The sequence below is a fragment of the Segatella intestinalis genome, from assembly GCF_029348455.1.
GTDB lineage: Bacteria > Bacteroidota > Bacteroidia > Bacteroidales > Bacteroidaceae > Prevotella.
Map to the genome: position 1 here is coordinate 1 of NZ_JARJVV010000029.1, position 19,700 is coordinate 19,700.

General features: G+C 47.4%; 16 protein-coding genes and 1 pseudogene. 2 read left to right on the forward strand and 15 right to left on the reverse strand.

The window, feature by feature from the left end:
• Window positions 1-991: 991 nt before the first annotated feature.
• The 13 genes and pseudogenes from P3T48_RS14005 to argR form a co-directional block, all read right to left on the reverse strand.
• The gene (locus tag P3T48_RS14005; RefSeq protein ID WP_276507094.1) at window positions 992-2,698 is read right to left on the reverse strand and encodes a fimbrillin family protein; all 1,707 of its coding nucleotides are present in this window, start codon (window positions 2,696-2,698) and stop codon (window positions 992-994) included.
• Window positions 2,699-2,761: 63 nt separating this feature from the next.
• Window positions 2,762-4,555, reverse strand: a pseudogene (locus P3T48_RS14010) (fimbrillin family protein).
• Window positions 4,556-4,589: 34 nt separating this feature from the next.
• Window positions 4,590-5,477, reverse strand: coding sequence for a fimbrillin family protein (locus P3T48_RS14015; RefSeq protein WP_276507095.1), 888 nt, complete (start codon window positions 5,475-5,477; stop codon window positions 4,590-4,592).
• Window positions 5,478-5,575: 98 nt separating this feature from the next.
• Window positions 5,576-6,463, reverse strand: coding sequence for a FimB/Mfa2 family fimbrial subunit (locus P3T48_RS14020; protein WP_276507096.1), 888 nt, complete (start codon window positions 6,461-6,463; stop codon window positions 5,576-5,578).
• 18 nt (window positions 6,464-6,481) lie between these two features.
• Window positions 6,482-7,606 carry a DUF3575 domain-containing protein gene (locus tag P3T48_RS14025; protein ID WP_276507097.1) on the reverse strand — a complete coding sequence of 375 codons (1,125 nt, stop codon included), beginning with the start codon at window positions 7,604-7,606 and terminating at the stop codon, window positions 6,482-6,484.
• Between the two features lie 227 nt (window positions 7,607-7,833).
• Window positions 7,834-8,916 (reverse strand): helix-turn-helix domain-containing protein, encoded by a 1,083-nt coding sequence (locus tag P3T48_RS14030; RefSeq protein ID WP_004302142.1) that lies wholly within the window; start codon window positions 8,914-8,916, stop codon window positions 7,834-7,836.
• 152 nt (window positions 8,917-9,068) lie between these two features.
• Window positions 9,069-9,233, reverse strand: a complete 165-nt coding sequence (locus tag P3T48_RS14035; protein ID WP_276507098.1) for a hypothetical protein — start codon at window positions 9,231-9,233, stop codon at window positions 9,069-9,071.
• 55 nt (window positions 9,234-9,288) lie between these two features.
• Entirely contained in the window at window positions 9,289-10,431 is a 1,143-nt protein-coding gene (locus P3T48_RS14040) for an aspartate aminotransferase family protein (RefSeq protein WP_276507099.1), read from the reverse strand.
• A 109-nt stretch (window positions 10,432-10,540) separates the two neighbouring features.
• On the reverse strand, window positions 10,541-11,542 hold the full coding sequence (gene argC / locus P3T48_RS14045; RefSeq protein ID WP_276507100.1) for an N-acetyl-gamma-glutamyl-phosphate reductase: 1,002 nt from the start codon (window positions 11,540-11,542) through the stop codon (window positions 10,541-10,543).
• Window positions 11,543-11,628: 86 nt separating this feature from the next.
• On the reverse strand, window positions 11,629-11,823 hold the full coding sequence (locus P3T48_RS14050; RefSeq protein WP_022252915.1) for a PspC domain-containing protein: 195 nt from the start codon (window positions 11,821-11,823) through the stop codon (window positions 11,629-11,631).
• Between the two features lie 18 nt (window positions 11,824-11,841).
• Window positions 11,842-13,044: an argininosuccinate synthase gene (locus P3T48_RS14055; protein WP_276507101.1), complete on the reverse strand. Its 1,203-nt coding sequence runs from the start codon at window positions 13,042-13,044 to the stop codon at window positions 11,842-11,844.
• A 73-nt stretch (window positions 13,045-13,117) separates the two neighbouring features.
• The gene (locus P3T48_RS14060) at window positions 13,118-13,723 is read right to left on the reverse strand and encodes a GNAT family N-acetyltransferase (RefSeq protein ID WP_022252917.1); all 606 of its coding nucleotides are present in this window, start codon (window positions 13,721-13,723) and stop codon (window positions 13,118-13,120) included.
• A gap of 63 nt (window positions 13,724-13,786) precedes the next feature.
• Window positions 13,787-14,266, reverse strand: coding sequence for an arginine repressor (gene argR, locus P3T48_RS14065; protein ID WP_022252918.1), 480 nt, complete (start codon window positions 14,264-14,266; stop codon window positions 13,787-13,789).
• 274 nt (window positions 14,267-14,540) lie between these two features.
• Between argR and P3T48_RS14070 the strand changes: the two genes are divergently transcribed.
• Both P3T48_RS14070 and P3T48_RS14075 read left to right on the forward strand, forming a co-directional pair.
• On the forward strand, window positions 14,541-15,869 hold the full coding sequence (locus P3T48_RS14070; protein WP_217758918.1) for an inositol-3-phosphate synthase: 1,329 nt from the start codon (window positions 14,541-14,543) through the stop codon (window positions 15,867-15,869).
• Window positions 15,870-15,889: 20 nt separating this feature from the next.
• On the forward strand, window positions 15,890-16,927 hold the full coding sequence (locus P3T48_RS14075; RefSeq protein ID WP_276507102.1) for a helix-turn-helix domain-containing protein: 1,038 nt from the start codon (window positions 15,890-15,892) through the stop codon (window positions 16,925-16,927).
• A gap of 37 nt (window positions 16,928-16,964) precedes the next feature.
• Here P3T48_RS14075 and P3T48_RS14080 read toward each other — a convergent pair whose 3' ends face one another.
• Both P3T48_RS14080 and P3T48_RS14085 read right to left on the reverse strand, forming a co-directional pair.
• Window positions 16,965-17,564 carry a hypothetical protein gene (locus P3T48_RS14080; protein WP_276507103.1) on the reverse strand — a complete coding sequence of 200 codons (600 nt, stop codon included), beginning with the start codon at window positions 17,562-17,564 and terminating at the stop codon, window positions 16,965-16,967.
• A gap of 357 nt (window positions 17,565-17,921) precedes the next feature.
• A complete protein-coding gene (locus P3T48_RS14085; protein ID WP_276507104.1) occupies window positions 17,922-18,671 on the reverse strand; it encodes a Bax inhibitor-1/YccA family protein in 750 nt (249 codons plus the stop codon).
• Between the last annotated feature and the right edge of the window lie 1,029 nt (window positions 18,672-19,700).

The following is a 19,700-nucleotide window of genomic DNA, read 5'->3' on the forward strand; positions in this document are numbered from 1 at the left end:
TTTATTGTACTTATCTATTTTCCTGCAAAGTTAACAATAATTTGCAGATATAAAGATTTTTACCTCTTTATTTTTCCAAGTGCAAATATAATAGAAGGGGCAGAAGCTCTTAGCCCAGGGCAACGCCCTGGGTGTAGTAGCAATCGGCAAGGCGCCCTGTAAGGGCAAAAGCTTTGTTAATTGCCTGGTATTGAAAGCTTTTGCCCTTACAGGGCGACAGGTTCGCATCCATAAACACCCAGGGCGTTGCCCTGGGCTAAGAGCTTCTGCCCCTTCAGGGCGTGCTGCTTATATGGGCTCCAGCTCCTTCAGGGCGTATTGGGTAATTCCAACCGTACAGTTTCAAAACTTTAGCACCTACTCTTCCTGTATGTAAAGAATGCATATACAAACTATGAATAAGAAGAAAGATTGACAAGCTGGATTAGGAATAAAATCACATAAGCCGTTCTGTAAGAGACCATCAGGTGGTCTGTCTTGCCCGTCAAGTGGGCACTCAGTGAACAAGCGCTGGGCACTCAGTGAACAAGCGCTGGGCATCAATAGAACAAGCGATGGGCATTGATTGCCCATGCGGTGTGCACAGAGTGCCCAAAAGTCAGGCGATTCTTGGGCACTCCTTGCAGATCTGCGGCTTTGCTTTTATGCATAATGTCTCATGACGATTTTGTGATACTTAGATGACGTTTTTTATGATACTTCTATCAGATTAATGATACTTCTATCAGATTAATGATACTTCTATGATACTTCTTGTAAGATAATCCAAAATGTATCATTCTTCTATCCTATTATATATCAGTAATTTATCTCTACGTTCAGCCAAAAAGATGATACTTTGATACTTTTTTCATAAAAAAACAGAAAGCGGAGATGTAGATTACGAATGTCACCATATAATCAAGGGTCTATACGCCACCTTTTCATCGTGGCATATAGACCCTTGTCGGTTAATGTTCGTTGCGGGGGGAACATTTCCGCCCGCAACGGCTTACTGCTTCTTCAAGGTAGGCAATGTTCCGTTAAGTTCGTAACGCCACTTTGAACCAGCGTTCTGCAAAGCGGTGTTCATGGCATCAACGGCTTTCTGCCAGGTAACGACAGAGCCGTCCACCTTCGTGACTTCGGTGACGGTGCCTGCCTTTTTGTAGCCGATACCTTGTTCATGATTGTTCTTCCAATAGCAGGCGGTCACGGTGGTATTATAGTTATCTCCCAAAAAGCCGCCGATATGCATATAGCCAGTGCTACTCCCCGTACTGGTTACGTTGCCCGTGGCATAGCAGGCAAGGAGGCTGCTTCCTGCGTTCATTCCCACCAGACTGCCGCCAGCGATATTCTTTTTGGGGTTTATTTCTATGGTCACGTTGCCCGTGGCATAGCAAGCGGTCAGGGTGGCACTCGAATTCGTCTGACCTGCCACGCCGCCGACATCGACCGTTCCCTTCACTGTGGCCGAGGAGCTGCATCCGGTGATGGAACCGCCTATTTGAACACCCACCACACCGCCGACATACACCGTGCCGCTGACGCTGCCCGACACCGAGCAGTTTTCAATGGTGCCCCAGCCAGATCCTACCACGCCGCCAATACTGCCGCCATATATTTGATTGCTTGTTATCTGTACGCCCTCCATCACCACGTTCTTCACCGTACCAGCTCTATTGAGCCAGCCGAACAGACCCGCATATTCGTCATTTGTCGTAAAGGTCAGCCCCGTAATGGTATGGCCGCCACCGTCGAAGGTGCCTTTGTATGAGTTGTCGTAGTCTGTGCCTATCGGTGTCCAGTCTTTGCCTGTGAGGTCAATGTCAGTGTCGAGGGTAATGTTAATGTCGGTCTTACCTCCGTTCACTAATTTGGCTATATTCATCAGACCATCGGCGTTATAGACCGTGTAGCTGCCGTTGCTCTCTATGGTATAGCCCAGGTCTTTTGCCGCAGCGAGGGAGACGGTGTAGGTATATTCACCGCCCGCCTGCCAGTCGGTAGCATTCTTCATCTTATAAACGAAGGTCTTGCCGTTAGTGAAGGTGCAGGTAATGAAGGTCGTGCCAGCTGCCACACTTTGCGGGGCTACGAGGGCGATGTAGGTGTTGCTACCCTTGTCATACGGGACGATTATATCCGGGTTGTCGCCTTCGGTGGAGAGACCCGTCAGCTGCACGGATGCCAGCCCCTCGGTGTAGTCCGTCAGAACGATGGTTACCCGCGCCGTGCGGTGGGTGAAGCGCAGCGTGGGGCTACCGTAGGTCACCGTCTGCCCGTCGGCTACGATGAGGTCGCTGCCCTCAAAGTCTTTCTGGGCACTTTGGTTGGCTTTTACCTTTACCGCAGGCGGGGTTGTCTCGCCAGCGGTGTAGGGCCACCACGCCGTAACGGTGATGTTGTTGTGGTTGGTCCAGTAGTACGGGTCGGTGGAAGTCAGCGTGGCGCTGGTGGGGTCGGCGGTGGTGGGCGTTACGTCGTATGCCTTCACCGTGCCGTCCATCAGGACTGCCACGCTCTGCACACCCTCCCAATTGCCGTCCACCGGGGCACGGGTGCCGGCGGTGGCTGTCGCGACGGGATTCAGCCCCGTGGCGGTGAAGACGATGGATGTGCCTTCCGCCCCTTCCGGCAGGAAACCCGCTTCATCCTGTGTGCAGGCGCCCAATAAGAGGGCGAGCGCTGCAAGTGCAAAAAATCTTATCCTCATAATATCTGTTATTTTATTACTCTGGTTCTTTTCGTTGCGGGCGTAACTTTTCCGCCCGACGGTTTACTGCTTCCTCAAGGTAGGCAATGCTCCTTTAAGTTCGTAACGCCACTCTGAGCCTGCGTTCTGCAAGGCGGTGTTCATGGCATCAACGGCGTTCTTCCAGGTTACGCTGGTGCCGTCCACCTTCGTGACTTTGGTGCTTTCCCTATTGTAGCCGATACCTTGTTCATGATTGTTCTTCCAATAGCAGGCGGTCACGGTAATGTAGTTATCTCCCAAAAAGCCGCCGATATGTACATAGCCAGTGCTACTACCCGTACTGGTTACGTTGCCCGTGGCATAGCAGGAAAGGAGGCTTATTCCGTCGTTGAATCCTACCAGACCGCCGCCAGAGATATTCTGTGTGCGGTCTATTTCTATGATCACGTTGCCTGTGGCATAGCAAGCGGTCAAGGTGGCACCAAAAATCGTCTGACCTGCCACGCCGCCGACATTGATCGTTCCCTTCACTGTGGCAGAGGAACTGCATCCGGTGATGGGATGGTCCCTTTGAACACCCACCACACCGCCGACGCTCACCGTGCCGCTAATGCTGCCCGACACCGAGCAGTTTTCAATGGTGCCCTAGCTAAATCCTGCCACGCCGCCGGCATAACCCAACCTGTGATTGCATGTTATCTGTATGCCATCCATCACCACATTCTTCACCGTAGCGGCGCCATTATTGAAATTACCGAGATAGCCGAACAGACCCGCATATTCGTCATTTGTCGTAACGGTCAGCCCCGTGATGGTATGGCCGCCGCCGTCGAAGGTGCCGGTGTATGAGTTGTCGTAGTCTGTGCCTATCGGCGTCCAGCCTTTGCCTGTGAGGTCAATGTCGGCGGTGAGGGTAATGTTTATGTCGGTCTTACCTCCGTTCACTAATTCGGCTACATTCATCAGGCCGTCGGCGTTATAGACCGTGTAGGTATTGGTGTTGCTGTCGTAGATGTAGCCCAAATCCTCAGCCGCGCCGCTTTCGCCGCCGCCGTCAACCCAGCTGCCGATGTTGCAACCCTCTAACGTCAAGCCGGTGGTGTTCACCTTGACGGTGTAGGTATAGCGGTTGCCCGCCTCTAATACGACGTTGTTCTGCGGGCGGAAGTAGAAGGTGCCGCCCCCGAGTTCCACCTTGACGAACGGTTTGCCTGCCACAACGGTCTGCGGGGCAGTCAGTGCCTCGTAGGTGTTGCCGCTTGCGTTGTAAGTCTTGATGGCGGTCGGGTTGCCGTTATCAGCTGACAGGCTCACGAGGCTCACCGTGGCACCGGCTACGCTCGTGAATCCCGTGCCGGGCTTCAGTTCGATTGCCACGCGTGCCGTGCGGTGGGTAAATTCAAGAGTCGGGTTGTTAAATTCCACCGTCCGGTTTTCTGCAGAGATGAAGTCGCTTTTCTGGAAGTCAGCCAGTTTGCTTTGGTCTTCTGCCACCTTCACGGCAGGCATCTGTGTGATGTCGGCATTGTTGAAGGGCCACCATGCCGATACGGTAATCGGGTTGCGGCTGATCCAGTAGTACGGGTCGTTGGAGGTCAGCGTGGCACTCTTGTAGCCGTCGGCATCCGTAGCCGTAACGGTGTATTTCTTTACCGCATCGCCAATCTTGAGTGCCACGGAATTGATGCCCTGCCAGTCGCCGTCCACGGATGCACGGGTTGATGGGGCAGCCTCCACGGACAGTCCGGTGGCATGGATGATTATAGGATATTCCTCTTTGGACAGACGGCTACCGTCAGCCAGTTCGTCCTGTGTGCAGGCGGCGAGGGCGAACAGCAGCGCGAGGACTGCGGGGATAAATAATCTATGCCTCATAATTCTTCATTCTAATCAATTAATTATTAACATCTTACAGGTCAGCATCCACTTCTCCACCGTCTATGTCGTTCCACTTTGCAATGGTGGCTTCGCTGACTTCAAGGACTTTGTTGCGTACCTTGACGGTATAGGTATAGTTGTTGCCCGCCTGCAGTGCGCCTTCGGGCGTGGTGAGTGTGGCATGATATTCCTGACCTTTGTAATTCACAACCAACGGCAGGGATGCAACTGTCTGCGGGAAGAGGATGATCGATGACGTGAGATTGCCGTCTGCCAGATTCATGGTCAGTTCTCCGGTCTGTGCCCCGTTGTCTGCGGTGGCAATACCGTCGGCCGTGTTGAACGTACCGGTGAGTAACAATCCGTCCAGCGTGTAACGTCCAGGCTTGACCACGCTGAAATCCACGCCGTCGCCCGCCTCGAGGGTAAGGGTTATCTGGCTCATGCGGTGGTGGAAGGAGTTGTTTTCACCACCTTTGCCGGTTTTATCGGTGAAGCTCACCACCGGGCTGTGTTTGTCTCCCGTAGCTCCTGAAGCAAAGAGGAAGTCGATGGCAGGCTGGTTCTGTTGCGCCGTGGCATCGGTCGTGGCTGCGAGGATGCCTCCCGCCGCGTTGTACGGATAGTAGGCGCGGAAAGTATGGGTCTTTGTATCTTCGAAATAGATAACCTTTCCTTCTGCCTCAAATTTCCCGTTCTTCAGGATGAAAGGCACGTTGCCGTACTGGGTATCGTTGCCGATGTCGGTGATGCCGATACGGTCACCGTTGTCCCAAGTGGTTCCGCTGGCACGGGTGGCGGGGGCGATGTCGGCGGTAAACTGGGCGGCCACGAGGTCACCGTTCAGGTTCTCGTTGTCGTTGTTGCAGGCTACCAGTGCGAGGGCGAGTGCCGCAAGTGCAAAAAATCTTGTCTTCATTATATCTGTCATTTTATTATTTAAATTCCATTTCAATAATTGCTGCACCTCAGCAAAATCAAAGCAAGCTTTGCTTCTGCGTTCGGTTTGCTAATTATTTACATATCGGCATTTACATCATCACCTTTCACTTCTTCCCAGCCGTTGATTTCGGCTTCGTCCACTTCCATGCCTTCGGGAGTCTCAACCAGCGTTCCGCCGAGGGTCAGCGATTTGCCCTTTCTGGTGTTGAACTCCTTGAGAGCTTCTGTGAGGTCGCTTTTCAGCGTGGTGGGGCTCGGGTTGCCGTCCGCATAGCGGATTTCAGCCGTCAGCAGTTGTTCCGTGCCGGTCACACCCAGCAGCCGCACCGTGGCTTTCCACTTGCCGGCATCGTCACCTTCGGTTATCTTGGTGAAGGGCAGCACGACGTTTGAAGCGGCTCCGTAGGTATCGGTAGCGAAGTCGAGTGTTCCGGCTGCACCCGTCAGATGGGCAACAATCTCCGTGATGCGTCCGGCGGCATCACCCGTCGGTTTGACGACAAGCGTCAGTTCGCGTACCTGCTGCTTCATTGCGGCGGTCAGCAGATAGTCCTTGTCTTTCTCGATGCTCACCTGTTTCGTATAGGTGAAGAACCATCCCGGGGCATTGTTCACAAAGGCATCCGTGCCTGCCCGGTTTCCTGTGGCTGCGGCAATGGTGGCTGTGGTGCCGTTCACCGTGATTTCTTCAGCTGGGTTCCACACCGCAAGGGTGTAGCTGCCCGGAGCAAACAGGTGGTCGGGGGCATGGGTGGCGGAAGTCTCCGTACCCGTATAGTCGCCCATGGTGACCGTCCATGTGGCAGGTATGTCGATACCCTCACCGCAGGCCGACCAGTCGGCTGTCACCGCAATTTTCCCATAGTCGGGATGCGGCGTGTCATAAAGCGTGTCCTTCACGCAGGAAGAGAGCAGCACGGCAGCTGCCATTCCCATCATATATATATATTGTCTTGCTTTCATATTGTCTTCCTCCCTCTGTTAGAAAAGTTTCCACACCAATGTCACACCGGCGTTGATGGGACCCCACCAATCTTTTGTCTCGTTGCCACGACGTACACGTACACCGTCGATGACTTCATATTTTTCGAAATCGGCATTTAGGTAGCCCAAACCGAGGTTGAAATCAAGAGTCAGTGCCTTGTTCAGCCGTAGCTGATAGCCGGTGGTGATGCCGCCACCCATCAGGTCGCCTTGCTTGCCTGTTTCGGAGAGCTTGTAGTTGAACTGTCCAGCCTTGAACATCGCACCCAAATACCAGGCTTTCTTCTCACCCATGTAATAACGTATTTCCGGAGCCACTTCCCAGAGTGCATAGCGGCGGTCCTTGTCGCTCCACGTCCAAGAAGTCCATGAGCCGTTTACGGCAATGCTCCACGATGGGCAGATGCGCCATTCCACGCCAAGATCTGGTGTCAGGGTAGCCCAGCGCAGCAAGTTGGCACGCAGGGAGAGATGATAACCAGTTGTGATTTTAGTTTCCGACGGCGTGCCGGCAAGTGTATTTTGTAGAGCGGCTTTCTCGGCTTCTGCCTTTTGCCTTTCCCTTCGGCCGGCGACCGTTGGTTCAGCGGCAAGTCGGGCTTCTTCCGCCTTGCGCTGCTCTTCGGCACGCCGTTCCTGTTCGGCACGCGTCTCGGTTTCTAAGCGTTCTGCTTCTGCCCTGCGTCGCGCTTCCGCTTCCATCGCGGCTGTTTCCTTTGCGGGTACCGTCAGGCGCACGATCACAAAATCACCCCCTGTCGCATGATTGTGGGTAATGAAGTTTTCTTCCTTGATTTTCGCGCGTGTAATCAGTTCTGATTTTACTCGATTGGCACGGATCTTCGCCGTTGCAAGGTTCTCAGCTTCACCGCCCAGCGAATTGCAGTAGCCGTCAACCAGTAGCGGCAACTTGCCGTCAAAAATTGTTGCTTTACTGTTTTCGATACATTCCAACAGGCGGGCAAGTTCCGTGTCATTGCCATTCCAAGGAACGTAGAACATGTCCTTCTGCGAAACGAAGCGGAAGGTGTAGGTCGTGTCTGTTTTCTGCTGCGCAATGACAGGAAAAGTTACCGTCATCAGCCACAGAAACAAGGTAAGAAAAGTGATTTTTCTGCTCATATAAACTTATATTTATTATCTTTGTCCTGTCCAAAGATAATAAATTTCATTCTATGCCCAAAAGATTAGAAAAACTTTTGCTATAAAATTTTATAAATAATGTCGTTTGAGCATCTTTTTGTCGAATTAGCACTTTTTGAATTGTCGAATTAGCACTTTTTTGTCGTTTGAGCACTTTTTGGAAATGGGTTTCTGTGACCTTTTCCGATGTTGTTTTACTACACAAATTATTCCCGATTTGATTTTTTCCATTTGGCAGGCGTACATCCTTCTTTCTCGGAAAATAATTTGATAAAGTTACTTTGGGAAAGAAAACCAGAAGACTCAGCCAGCTTCTGTATATTGATTTCTGGATGCTCCTTCAGTATGTTTTTCGCATACTCCAACCGGAGACTGGTTATCCATTCGCGGAATGTCATTTTATACGTAGTCTTGATATAAGCGGAAAGATAGGTACGGTTCGTATAAAGTATTTCGGACAGTTCTTTTATGGTAAGTCCCTGCTGTACATAGCCGTCTGTCTTTATCCAGTTGTCAACCCTCTCTATAAATTCTGTATAGGACTTAGGAACTTCTTTCTCAGAAACTATTTCATGTTCAGTTTCCGAATTTGTCAGAAGTTCTTCTTCAGATTGTATATCCTGCTCAAACGCATTTTCTACCTGTTCATAGAACAGCAGGTAGTTCTGATAGCTGTAGAAAAGATAGCTGTAGAACGGTATTGACGACAAAATCCAGATAAAAACATATTCGTCTGGCAGAAATGTCAGCAATCCGCATCCGACACCGAAGATAAGTGCCCAATAAGTGAATATGGAAAGCCATTCGATATATGCGCCTATATCATCCGCCTGAGTTTCATTGAAAATCCGAATGGCTCTACGATATGCAATTATGACTCTGCGAGCTAAAACGACTCCAAAAACGACTAACCAGGCAGCTAAAGCAAATAAAGAGAATTTTTGCATGATTCCGCTTGGCAACAGGAACAACACAACTCCGGAAAGAGTTGAAAATATAATCCATAAAATGATATGTGTCCACACACGCCGTTTGGTAATGTAAAAACGATCAAGCAACATTATCAATGCCGAACTGAACAGAGAATAGCACAGAAAGTATGTGGACATGTTCATCAATATGGCAGAATCCGCATTTTTGAATCGGATACCAAAGAAGAAATGTACCGAATAGTTTGCCGAAAGCAGCAACATAGCTATACCCATAATCTGTCGGGAGCGGAGATAATTCTTGAAAATTTTCTTTTCAGGAGTCTTTGCAAACAAAAAATAAAAGCCGAAGAATAACATTAACGGCAGTGCGGTACAAAGTGAAAAACTGTATATAGATGGTTCCATTGTTATGCTTATTTAGTTAAAATGTCAAGACCGACACACCTAAGATCTTGCATCTTACAAATATATATAATAATGTGATAACTTGTATCTTATGGCGTAAAATATTAGCAGGGCGAACGCATTTTGATGCGTCCGCCCTGAGGCTTCCTTGTATCGTTATAATTGCTTCCTTGCATCATATAAGTTGCGGCATTGTTATCATCCATCTCGCCATAGCTAATTCTCAAGTAACGATGTAAGCCATCGACTAATCCCGTATTGTGAGACATCAAAGTTTTCTTTAACTTTGCACGCACATATCTTTATATCCTTATCTCAATGGGTTTATACTTCCTTCAATACGGTTTCCAATCTTCCGATGAAGTCATCCACATTCTCCTTGGTCAATACCAATGGAGGGAGGATACGGAGGATGTTGGTGCCGGCGCAACCGGTGAAGCAGTGTTGCTCGTGGATGAGCTTGCTGCGCACTTCCTTGTGAGGAATGTCGAGTACGGCGCCTACCATCAAGCCACGGCCACGAACCTCTGTGATATGACTGTTGCGTTTCTGCAATTCCTTCAGCTGGGCAATGAGATATTCGCCAACCTCATGCGCATTCTGTACCAGGTTCTCCTTCTCGAAAACATCGAGAACGGCGAGAGCGGCAGTACATGCCAGGTGGTTGCCACCGAAGGTAGTACCTAACTGACCATATACAGGTGTAAACTCAGGAGAAATCAATACGCCACCCATAGGGAAACCATTACCGATACCCTTGGCTACGGTGATGAGGTCTGGCTTAATGCCCAACCACTGGTGAGCGAAGAACTTACCGCTTCTGCCATAACCGCACTGGATTTCATCGCAGATGAGGAAAGTGCCGTATTTCTTGCAGGCAGCCTGCAAGCCCTGAGCAAACTCAGGAGTTACCATGTTGCAGCCACCTACGCCCTGAATAGCCTCGATGATACAAGCACATACATCGCCCTTGGCAAGTTCCTTTTCCCAAGCCTCCAAATCGTTGATTGGAAGATAGGTTACGTGACCATTGTCATTGATTGGTGCGATGATTTTTGGATTATTGGTTACCTCTACGGCAAGGGATGTTCTGCCGTGGAAAGCCTTTTCTATAGAAAGCACGCGAGTTCTTCCGTTGGTGAAAGAAGCCAACTTCAAGGCATTCTCGTTAGCCTCGGCACCAGAGTTGATGAGGAAGAACTGATAATCTTCATAACCGCTTATCTTGCCCAGACGCTCAGCGAGTTTCAACTGCAACTTGTTGATGACAGAGTTGGAATAGAAACCCAGGTTGTTCAACTGGTTGGTGAGCATCTCCACATAGTGAGGATGGCAATGACCGATGCTGATAACGGCATGACCGCCATAGAGGTCGAGATATTCCTGACCCTTATCGTCCCATACCTTGCAGCCCTGTCCTTTTACAATATTAATATCGAAAAGAGGATATACGTCGTAAAGTTTCATGTTAAATCTATGTTTTAAGAAAAACAACTCATAGAGTTATCTTATTACAAACTATTTTTTATGATAGAAGAACGAATGATTTTTCATCCGTTCTTCCGAATTTTTTTATCTAAAATGCTGATGGCTTGAGTTTTAAACCTGCTGTCTGGTCGAGACCAAACATGATGTTCATGTTCTGAACAGCCTGACCCACTGCACCTTTCAGGAGGTTGTCGATGCAGGAAGTGATGAGGAGCTTATCACCATACTTATCCACATGAACCAGGCACTTGTTGGTATTCACTACCTGCTTCAGGTCAATAGCTTTATCCACATAGTGGGTGAACTTGGCATCCTTATAGAACTCTTTGTAACCTGCCACGATTTCCTCGATAGGCTTATCGGTCTTCACTACTTCTGTTGCAAAGATACCACGGGCGAAGTCGCCACGGTACGGGATGAAGTCGATGGCTGCATCGAGATAACCCTGTGTCTGCTTCAGACTCTCACGAATCTCTGGCACGTGCTGATGGTTGAATGCCTTGTAGATGCTCATGTTGTTGTTGCGCCATGAGAAATGGGTAGTGGCGCCTGGCTTCTGACCAGCGCCGGTGCTACCGGTAATGGCGTTGACAGATACATCGCTGTTGATGAGGCCCATCTTAGCAGCAGGCAACAAACCAAGTTGAATGCAAGTTGCAAAACAACCTGGGTTTGCTACGTGCTGAGCTACGGCTATTTTTGATTCATTTATTTCTGGAAGACCATATACAAAATCGTGAGCGGCTGGGGTTGGCTGCTGGGTAGCAGCCACAGTCTCAGGGGCAAGACGGAAGTCCTGTGCCAGGTCGATAATCTTCACGTTCTCCGGAACATTGTGCTCCTTCAGGAACGCCTCGCTCTTGCCGTGACCGAAGCAGAAGAAGATGACATCCACCTGGTCGAAAGGCATTTCGGCTGTAAATTTCAAGTCAGTCTCGCCATACAATCCCTCGTGAACCTCAGCCACCAGGTTGCCGGCGTTACTCTCGCTGTTGGCGAAAACAATCTCTGCCTCAGGATGGTTGATAAGGAGGCGAATCAACTCACCTCCTGTATAACCAGCTGCTCCTAAAATTCCTACTCTAATCATAATCTAAGTGAAGAGTGAAGAACGAAGAGTGAAGAATTCTCTTGTCCTTCTGTTTTGTTTATTGTATCTTTCTAATACCGTTAGAATTAGTATCTAACGTTGTTCTCACGAGGAAGGCATATCCAAAACCCTAAATATAGGAGAAGACCAGTCCCATAGCAGCAGATGGCTACGAACCAAATGATGCGCAGGATAATAGGGTCGATGTCGAAATAGTCAGCAAGCCCTCCACATACGCCACCGATCTTTTTGTCGTGGTCGGAAAGATAAAGCTTTTTCATTGTTCCTCGTTTTTAATATTAACGCTGCTCGTCAGGATGCATACCATAATAAACACGGAGTGGGGTAGAGCTTACCTTGATGAAGCCCTTCGCATCCTCGGCTGTCCAACCATGCTGCATCTCGCCATACTCACCGAGTTTAGACTTGGTCAAATCGTCTGGTGAATCGATACCAACAGTCTGGAAACTGTATGGGCGGAGCTTCAGGATGGCAGTGCCGTTTACGTTGCGCTGAGAAGAAGTCAGCATTGCCTCGATATCGGGCATCACTGGCTCTAAGTACTGGCTCTCGTGGAGGAACATTCCGTACCAGTTGCCTACCTGGTCCTTCCAATACTGTTGCCATTTGCTCAGTGTGCTCTTCTCTAACAGGCGGTGAGCCTCGATGATAAGCTTAGGAGCGGCAGCCTCGAAACCTACACGGCCCTTGATGCCGATGATGGTGTCACCCACGTTGCAGTCGCGGCCGATTGCATAAGAGGCTCCTATTTCTTCTATCTTCTGGATGGCAGCAATCTTGTCGACGAATTTCTCGTCGTTGACAGCTACAATCTCACCCTTCTCGAAGGTAATTTTTAATTCGGCTTCCTCTTCCTGAGCTGTAACGTGCTTCAGGTAAGCCTCTTCAGGAAGACCCTGTGTTGGGTCGAGAATCTCGCCACCGCAGATACTGGTGCCCCAAATACCTACGTTATAAGAATACTTCAACTTGGTGAAGTCGGCATAGAATCCATGCTCGTTCAGGTAGTCAACTTCTTCCTTGCGTGAGAGCGCCTTGTCGCGGGTCAGTGTGATGATTTCAATGCCAGGAGCCATCACCAGGAAGGTCATGTCGAAACGAATCTGGTCGTTGCCGGCACCAGTACTTCCGTGAGCGATAGCATCTGCACCAATCTCCTTGGCGTAGCGTGCGATGGCGATAGCCTGGAAGATACGCTCTGAAGATACAGAGATAGGGTAGCAGTTGTTGCGGAGTACATTACCGAAGATCATGTATTTCAATGATTTCTCGTAATACTCGTGGGTAACGTCGAGGGTAACGTATGCTTTGGCTCCAAGCTTGTACGCATTCTCCTCGTTGGTTTTCAACTGCTCGGCAGAGAAACCGCCCGTGTTGGCGCATGCAGCATAAACATCCCAGCCGTCCTGGGTCAACTTCATTACTGTATATGATGTGTCGAGACCGCCACTAAAGGCGACTACTACTTTCTTATTTGCCATTTTGTTTGATGTTTAATGTGTTGTGTTTAATATTTTGTTGGCATTCTTGCCAACACCTTATTATATTATAGAGTTAAAGCTCTGAGTTGGGACCGTCTATCTTTCGGATTCTCTCTATCACATCCTGTGGAAGTTTGATAGGCAGATGTTCCTCTGGGTCGAAGAGCATGGCGGTGCATATGCAGTATTTGCGGTTGGTACGATGCAGCACGTCAACGTTGATGCAGCCCTCACAGCCACGCCAGAATGACTCGTCGTCTGTCAAGTCGGCAAAGGTAACAGGCAGATAGCCCAACTGAGTATTCATCTTCATCACGGCAGAACCGGATGTCAAAGAGAAAATCTTGGCATGAGGCCATCGCTGTCGGGCAAGTGTGAAAGTCAGGTTCTTGATGCGCTTGGCCAGTCCGATGCCTCGGAAGTCTGGATGAACAATCAAGCCTGATGTGGTGACGTAGTGCTTGTTGCCCCATGTCTCGATGTAGCTGAAACCTGCGAATTTCTCTCCCTGGAGAGCGATGACAGCCTTTGCCTCACGCATCTTGGTCGCTACGTATTCTGTAGAACGCTTGGCGATGCCGGAGCCACGCTTCTTAGCAGCTTCGGCGATGGTTGTCAGAATGGTGTCGATGTACTTGATGTGACTTTCGTCTGCCACCATTACTTTTACTTCTTCCATTTTCTCTTTTTATTTAATATCTAAGTTTTTATTATTGTCTAATAGTTTTTGCCTGCTGATAGCTTAACCATAAATGTCGGGGATGATTTCTGCCAGCAGGTCGATGATGTCTTTCTCGCGCGTACCTTCTTTCTTAACAAGAAAAATGGTGTCGTCGCCAGCTATAGTTCCTAAGATCTGCGGAATGTCGCTGTTGTCGATATTGTAGGCTATACTGCTTGCATAACCTGGTCGTGTTTTGATAACAATCATGTTGCCGGAGAAGTTGATAGAGGTAAATCCTGAAGTCATTAGCATCTCGCGGGCTGAACGTGGATTGGGGACACGTTTGTACATTGTCTCGTTGGGCAGTACGTATACATATCTTCCGTTCATTGATGCCGCTTTTGCAACCTTCAACTGTTTGAGGTCGCGACTCAGGGTGGCTTGGGTTACGGTATAACCTTCCTTGGCCAATGCCTGTAAAACTTCTTCCTGAGAGCCTAACTCCTGGCTTGAGATAAGCATCTTTAGGGCTTCCATTCTGCTCGTCTTAATCTTCATGCTTTGAATTTTTATACATTGTTCGACTGCAAAATTACAGTTTTTTATTGTTACTGCCAAATAAAATCGTATAAAAATGATGAATAAGCTAACATTTTGTAGTTTTGCATGTGTATGGTTGGTATAAATATGCGGGTTAGGGTAACTTGAAAAGCCTTCTGTGGAGCATGGGGAAGTATAAAGTTTGTAAAAACTTTCTTTTTGTTGAAAGTTTTACGTATATTTGCAATCTAAATCATACTTTTAATAACTAAACATTATAAAAACCGTAACAATGAAACAGACAAATGTGAAGCCTGCAGATGGCAAGTTGGGTATTATGGTCGTAGGTTGTGGCGCAGTTGCCACAACTTTTATGACAGGTGTGTTTATGGCTCGTAAGGGCTTGGCCAAGCCAGTAGGCTCAATGACCCAATATGATAAGATTCGTGTGGGCCGTGGTGCTGACAAGAAGTATCTGCATTATAAGGATATTGTTCCTTTGGCAAGTCTTGATGATATCGTGTTTGGAACCTGGGATGTTTATCCTCAGAATGCGTATCAGGCTGCTATGTATGCAGAAGTGTTGAAGGAGAAGGATATTAATCCGGTTCGTGAGGAACTGGAAAAGGTGGTTCCTATGAAGGCGGCCTTCGATAAGAATTATGCAAAGCGCCTTGATGGTGACAATGTGAAGGACTGCAAGACCCGTTGGGAAATGGTAGAGGCTTTGCGTCAGGATATTCGTGACTTCAAGGAAAAGAACGGATGTGCACGTATCGTTGTTATCTGGGCTGCTTCTACTGAGATTTATGTGCCTGTAGATATGGAAATCCATGGCACGTTGGCTGCTCTTGAGGCTGCAATGAAGGCAGACGACCGTGAGCACATCGCTCCTTCTATGTGCTACGCTTATGCTGCATTGACCGAGGGTGCTCCTTTTATTATGGGTGCTCCTAATACTACTGTAGATATTCCTGCTATGTGGGAACTCGCAGAGAAGACCAAGATGCCTATTGCCGGCAAGGACTTCAAGACGGGACAGACTCTTGTAAAGAGTGGTTTTGCTCCTATTATCGGTACCCGATGCCTTGGACTGAATGGATGGTTCTCTACCAATATTTTGGGCAATCGTGACGGTCTGGTGCTCGATGAGCCTGCAAACTTCCATACCAAGGAGGTCAGCAAACTTTCTACTCTTGAAACAATTTTGAAGCCAGATGTACAGCCCGACCTCTATGGTCACGGCAATGATGAGGATACGCAGTACTATCACAAGGTTCGCATCAACTATTATCCTCCTCGCAATGACAACAAGGAGGGCTGGGATAATATCGATATCTTTGGCTGGATGGGTTATCCTATGCAGATCAAGATTAATTTCCTCTGTCGTGACTCTATCCTGGCAGCTCCGCTGTTGCTCGACCTCACCTTGCTGAGCGACTTGGCTGCCCGTGCTGGCCGTTATGGTATCCAGCGTTTCCTGAGTTTCTTCCTCAAGGCGCCTATGCATGATTATACCAAGGGCGAGGAGGCAGTCAATCATCTCTACCAGCAGTATACCATGCTGAAGAATGCTGTTCGTGAGATGGGCGGTTATGAGGCTGATGAGGAAATTGATTAATCGAAATATAAGATAAGTACATGAAGATAGAGTGCCTTACCTTTTTTATATATGGTATGTGTGTCATGTTCTACTCCATGATGGTGTGGATGTTCTGGCGCAAGGGTAATGACAAACTGTCGAGGCTGATAATGCTCTTGATGGTAGTGCTTGATCTGGAGTGCCTGAAGGATTTGGCACTCTATCTTTCTGACTTTGAACTCCATAAGTCGATTTGGCATTGGGTGAATGCTACCGATATGGTCGTTGTGCCTGTCTATACTTTTGTGCTTATGGAACTGGTGAAGCCCGGTTGGCTTTCTTGGAGAAAGGCAGCGCTTCATGAGGCTTCTTTTCTTATGCCTCTGCTCTTATATGGGATTACTGACAAATTGCTTTGGTTTGATGTGCTGACTGCATGGTGCTTTGTGTATGGCACGGTGACCTATTTCCTGATGTTCTATCTTATTAGCCGTTACCATCGGCAACTGAAGGAGCGGTTCTCCTATCAGGATAATATTAATCTCAACTGGTTGAGGGGTATTTTGTCGTGCTTCTTCGTGATATTGTTGGTTTGGGTATTCAGTTGTTATATGGTGGATGCTCAATTCGACAACATCTATATGCTGTTTTCTTTGGGCGCATGGATGTTCGTCTGTTATTTCCTTTATAAGCACGAATCGGTTATCGAGGAATTGGGAGAGATGGATGAAGACGAAGTGGCGGTTGGTTCTGAGGAAATAAGTCTCAGTGGACTGGAAAAAGAGATAAACAAATTGTTTGTAGAAGAAAAACTTTATCTTAATCCGCAACTCAAACTTTCTGATGTGGCAAGACAAGTGGGTACGAATCGCACTTATCTGAGCCGATTTTTTAATCAGGAGAAGCAGATGACGTTCTTCGATTATGTCAATAATCTACGTGTGGAACATGCTGTGGACTTGCTCCAAAAGTCAAACCTCCGACTGAACGTCATTGCCGAACAGTCGGGATTTAATTCTATATCAACCTTCAGAAGGGTTTTTGCCGCTAAGCAACAATGTACCCCTTCTGAATATCGTAAACGCTTCCTTAAATAGGAATGCAAAGTCCTGTTATGTGTAAACTCGTGCTTTCTTATGGCTGTACATCCCACTGGATAGGCACGTTCTTCATGATCAGCAGACCTTTCTCGTCATAACTGAGCGAGAGGGCAATCTGAGCTTTTTGTATTATTTTGGCTGACTTCTTCACGTTGGTGAAGGTGCTGCTATCTTTAAGGATGATTTTCATATAGATGCCTTCCGAGACGGAGTAGGGAGTCCATCCTAAATAACGTGGCTCGCTCACGTTGCCTTCTTCGTCGATGAGCATGACTGGCCAATTGCTGTTGCCGCCAATGCTGATTTCGTTCTTGTTGGCAATCATCTTTACTTTCAACACCAGACTAACCTCGCCGTAGTTTTCGGATGTGCTTTTGCCGTATGCTCCTACTAACTGTACGTCTACTTTGTCTTTTAAAGGATTGATGAGAGTTCCTCCAGTTGCAATAGGCTCTTCTGCAGCATTGCTGGCTGCAGGCTTCGCCTGGGGAGCCTCGGTTTTAGCAGGCTCACTGGAAGAGGTCAGAACTTTCTTGGCTTTTTTAAGAATGCTTCCAAAGCCTTGGGCTTGAATAGGAGTGGCACACAATGCAAATGCTGCGATAATGATCCAAAATGATTTTTTTGTTCTCATAATAATTTCTTTTTTATTTGTTGATAGATTGTATAATCGTTAATTTGTCGATAGATTGTGTGAATATTTTTTTGTTGTAGATAGATGGGGTATTCATCTTCTGCAAAGATATAAAAAGTTAGCTTTGGCAAAAAGTCGGTGTGGCGATTATTGATGTTTTGCTCCTTTTATTTTATCATATGCTCCTGTATTTACGAAATGATAGGGATGGTTGTATTTCTGAGAGGTTGTTGATGGTAGGCCGAATGTAGGAGGAAATAGCAAAAATACAAAAAGCTGGCTTCAAATCCGAAACCAGCTTTTTTATGATAATTATAATTTTGTTGTATGAAGTCTTCTGCGAAACTTTAGTCTATCTTAGTCTCTGTTGCTGCCGAAGATACGGAGCAGATAGAGGAAGAGGTTGATAAAGTCGAGATACAGAGTGAGCGAACCAAGAAGGGCCAGTTTTTGTGCACCTTCGCTCATGTCGGGCTGCATCAAGAGCATCTGCTTGATTTTCTGTGAATCCCAGGCTGTGAGGCCAATGAAGATGGCAACACCGATGTAGCTAAGAATGTAGTCGAAGCCAGGGCTCTTCAAGAACATATTCACGACGGTAGCGATGATGAGGCCGATCAAAGCCATGAACAGAATCTTCCCGATCGAGCTGAGGTCGCGCTTGGTGGAATAGCCATAGAATGCCATGGCTCCGAAGGTGCCTGCTGTTATGAAGAATACTTTTGCTATTACCATTGGCTCGTAAATGATAAAAATCGAAGAGAGCATAGCGCCATTAAGTACAGAATAGATAATGAACAGCAGTGTTGCTGTGGTCAGCGATAGGCGATTGATGGCGCCACTGATGATGAACACGAGTGCGAGTTCGCCAATGATAAGTCCCCACATCAATGCGGAATTTGTGTAAATGGTGTTCAGCAGGGCTGGGCTGTTGGCTACACTGTAAGCGGTAAAGCCTGTGATGACCAAAGCCAGTGTCATCCAAACGTAAACCTTTCGCATGAGAGCAGCAAAGGTGCCGTCGAGTCCGCGGGCTTTCTCGTTAATACTGAAGCCTGTGTCTTGGCTTGTGCCGTTAATACGGTCGTACATTTCTTTTTCTGTCATAGTTATTCTTTTTTTGTTTATATTCTTGTTTTGCTAATCGCCTTTTGCGAATAGTCTTTGTCATCTTGATAATGTAAATACAAAGATAATGCCATTTTTTGTAATTACTTCTCTTTGACTGTATTATTAACATTTGTTACGTCATTTTTCTTTTATCTGTCATTTTGGCCTTTTTTGTAGTGCTGACCTGTTATCTTAGCACCTGTCAATTTTGGGAGCTATTGAAGATTGAGGGGGACTTCGTTGGCGACTTGTATCGGTCATAATAGACGACCGGGCTTGGTTTTAATAGATGGCTGACGTTGGTCTTAATAGATGACTGGCGTTGGTCTTAATAGATGACCAGAATTGGCCTTGATAGGCGAGGCAAGTCTTTGCCTTGTGGATTTGGCTTAAGCAGGAATGTTTTATGAACTCTCAACAAAATCCGGAAAACAGTGGCAGGAAAGCTTCTGTATATTTATTCGCCAGTAAGTTGTGCTTAACTGTGAAAAAATAATTTCCCAGTTGGGAAAAAATATTTTTCCAGTTGGGGCGATATGGTTTTGCAGTTGGGATCTCGTTTTTCGGCAATTACTGCATGAATATACTGCATGAATATGCGTTGTAAGTCTTCGGCAGGTTTCGGAAAGTCAGAATGTAAGGCTTTGTTTATTGAAAACATCATGTTTTCCTTCGCCTGTGCGCCCGCACACGCGCAGCCCGCGATCCCGTGTGTATAATATAATGAGAGTGGGGCAGGAAAGTCTCTTATTCTTCACCCCAACTGTTAAATAACTGTTAATTTCAAAACTTTTTCGTCGAAACTCTTGCGTGTTTGGAAAATAGTTTGTACTTTTGCACTCGCTTTTGAGAAATACACCTCTCACAAGCGACAGAAGAAAGTTAGTGCAAGTCGAATACAATGAAATTTATTTCGATTGTTGAGCGTAGCCTAACTTGCGAAGAAAAGAGTTCTTTGAAAGATTTCACATAAACAGACAAGTAGTACAAGAAGCGGTCTTGATTACACCTTATTATATTATAGGG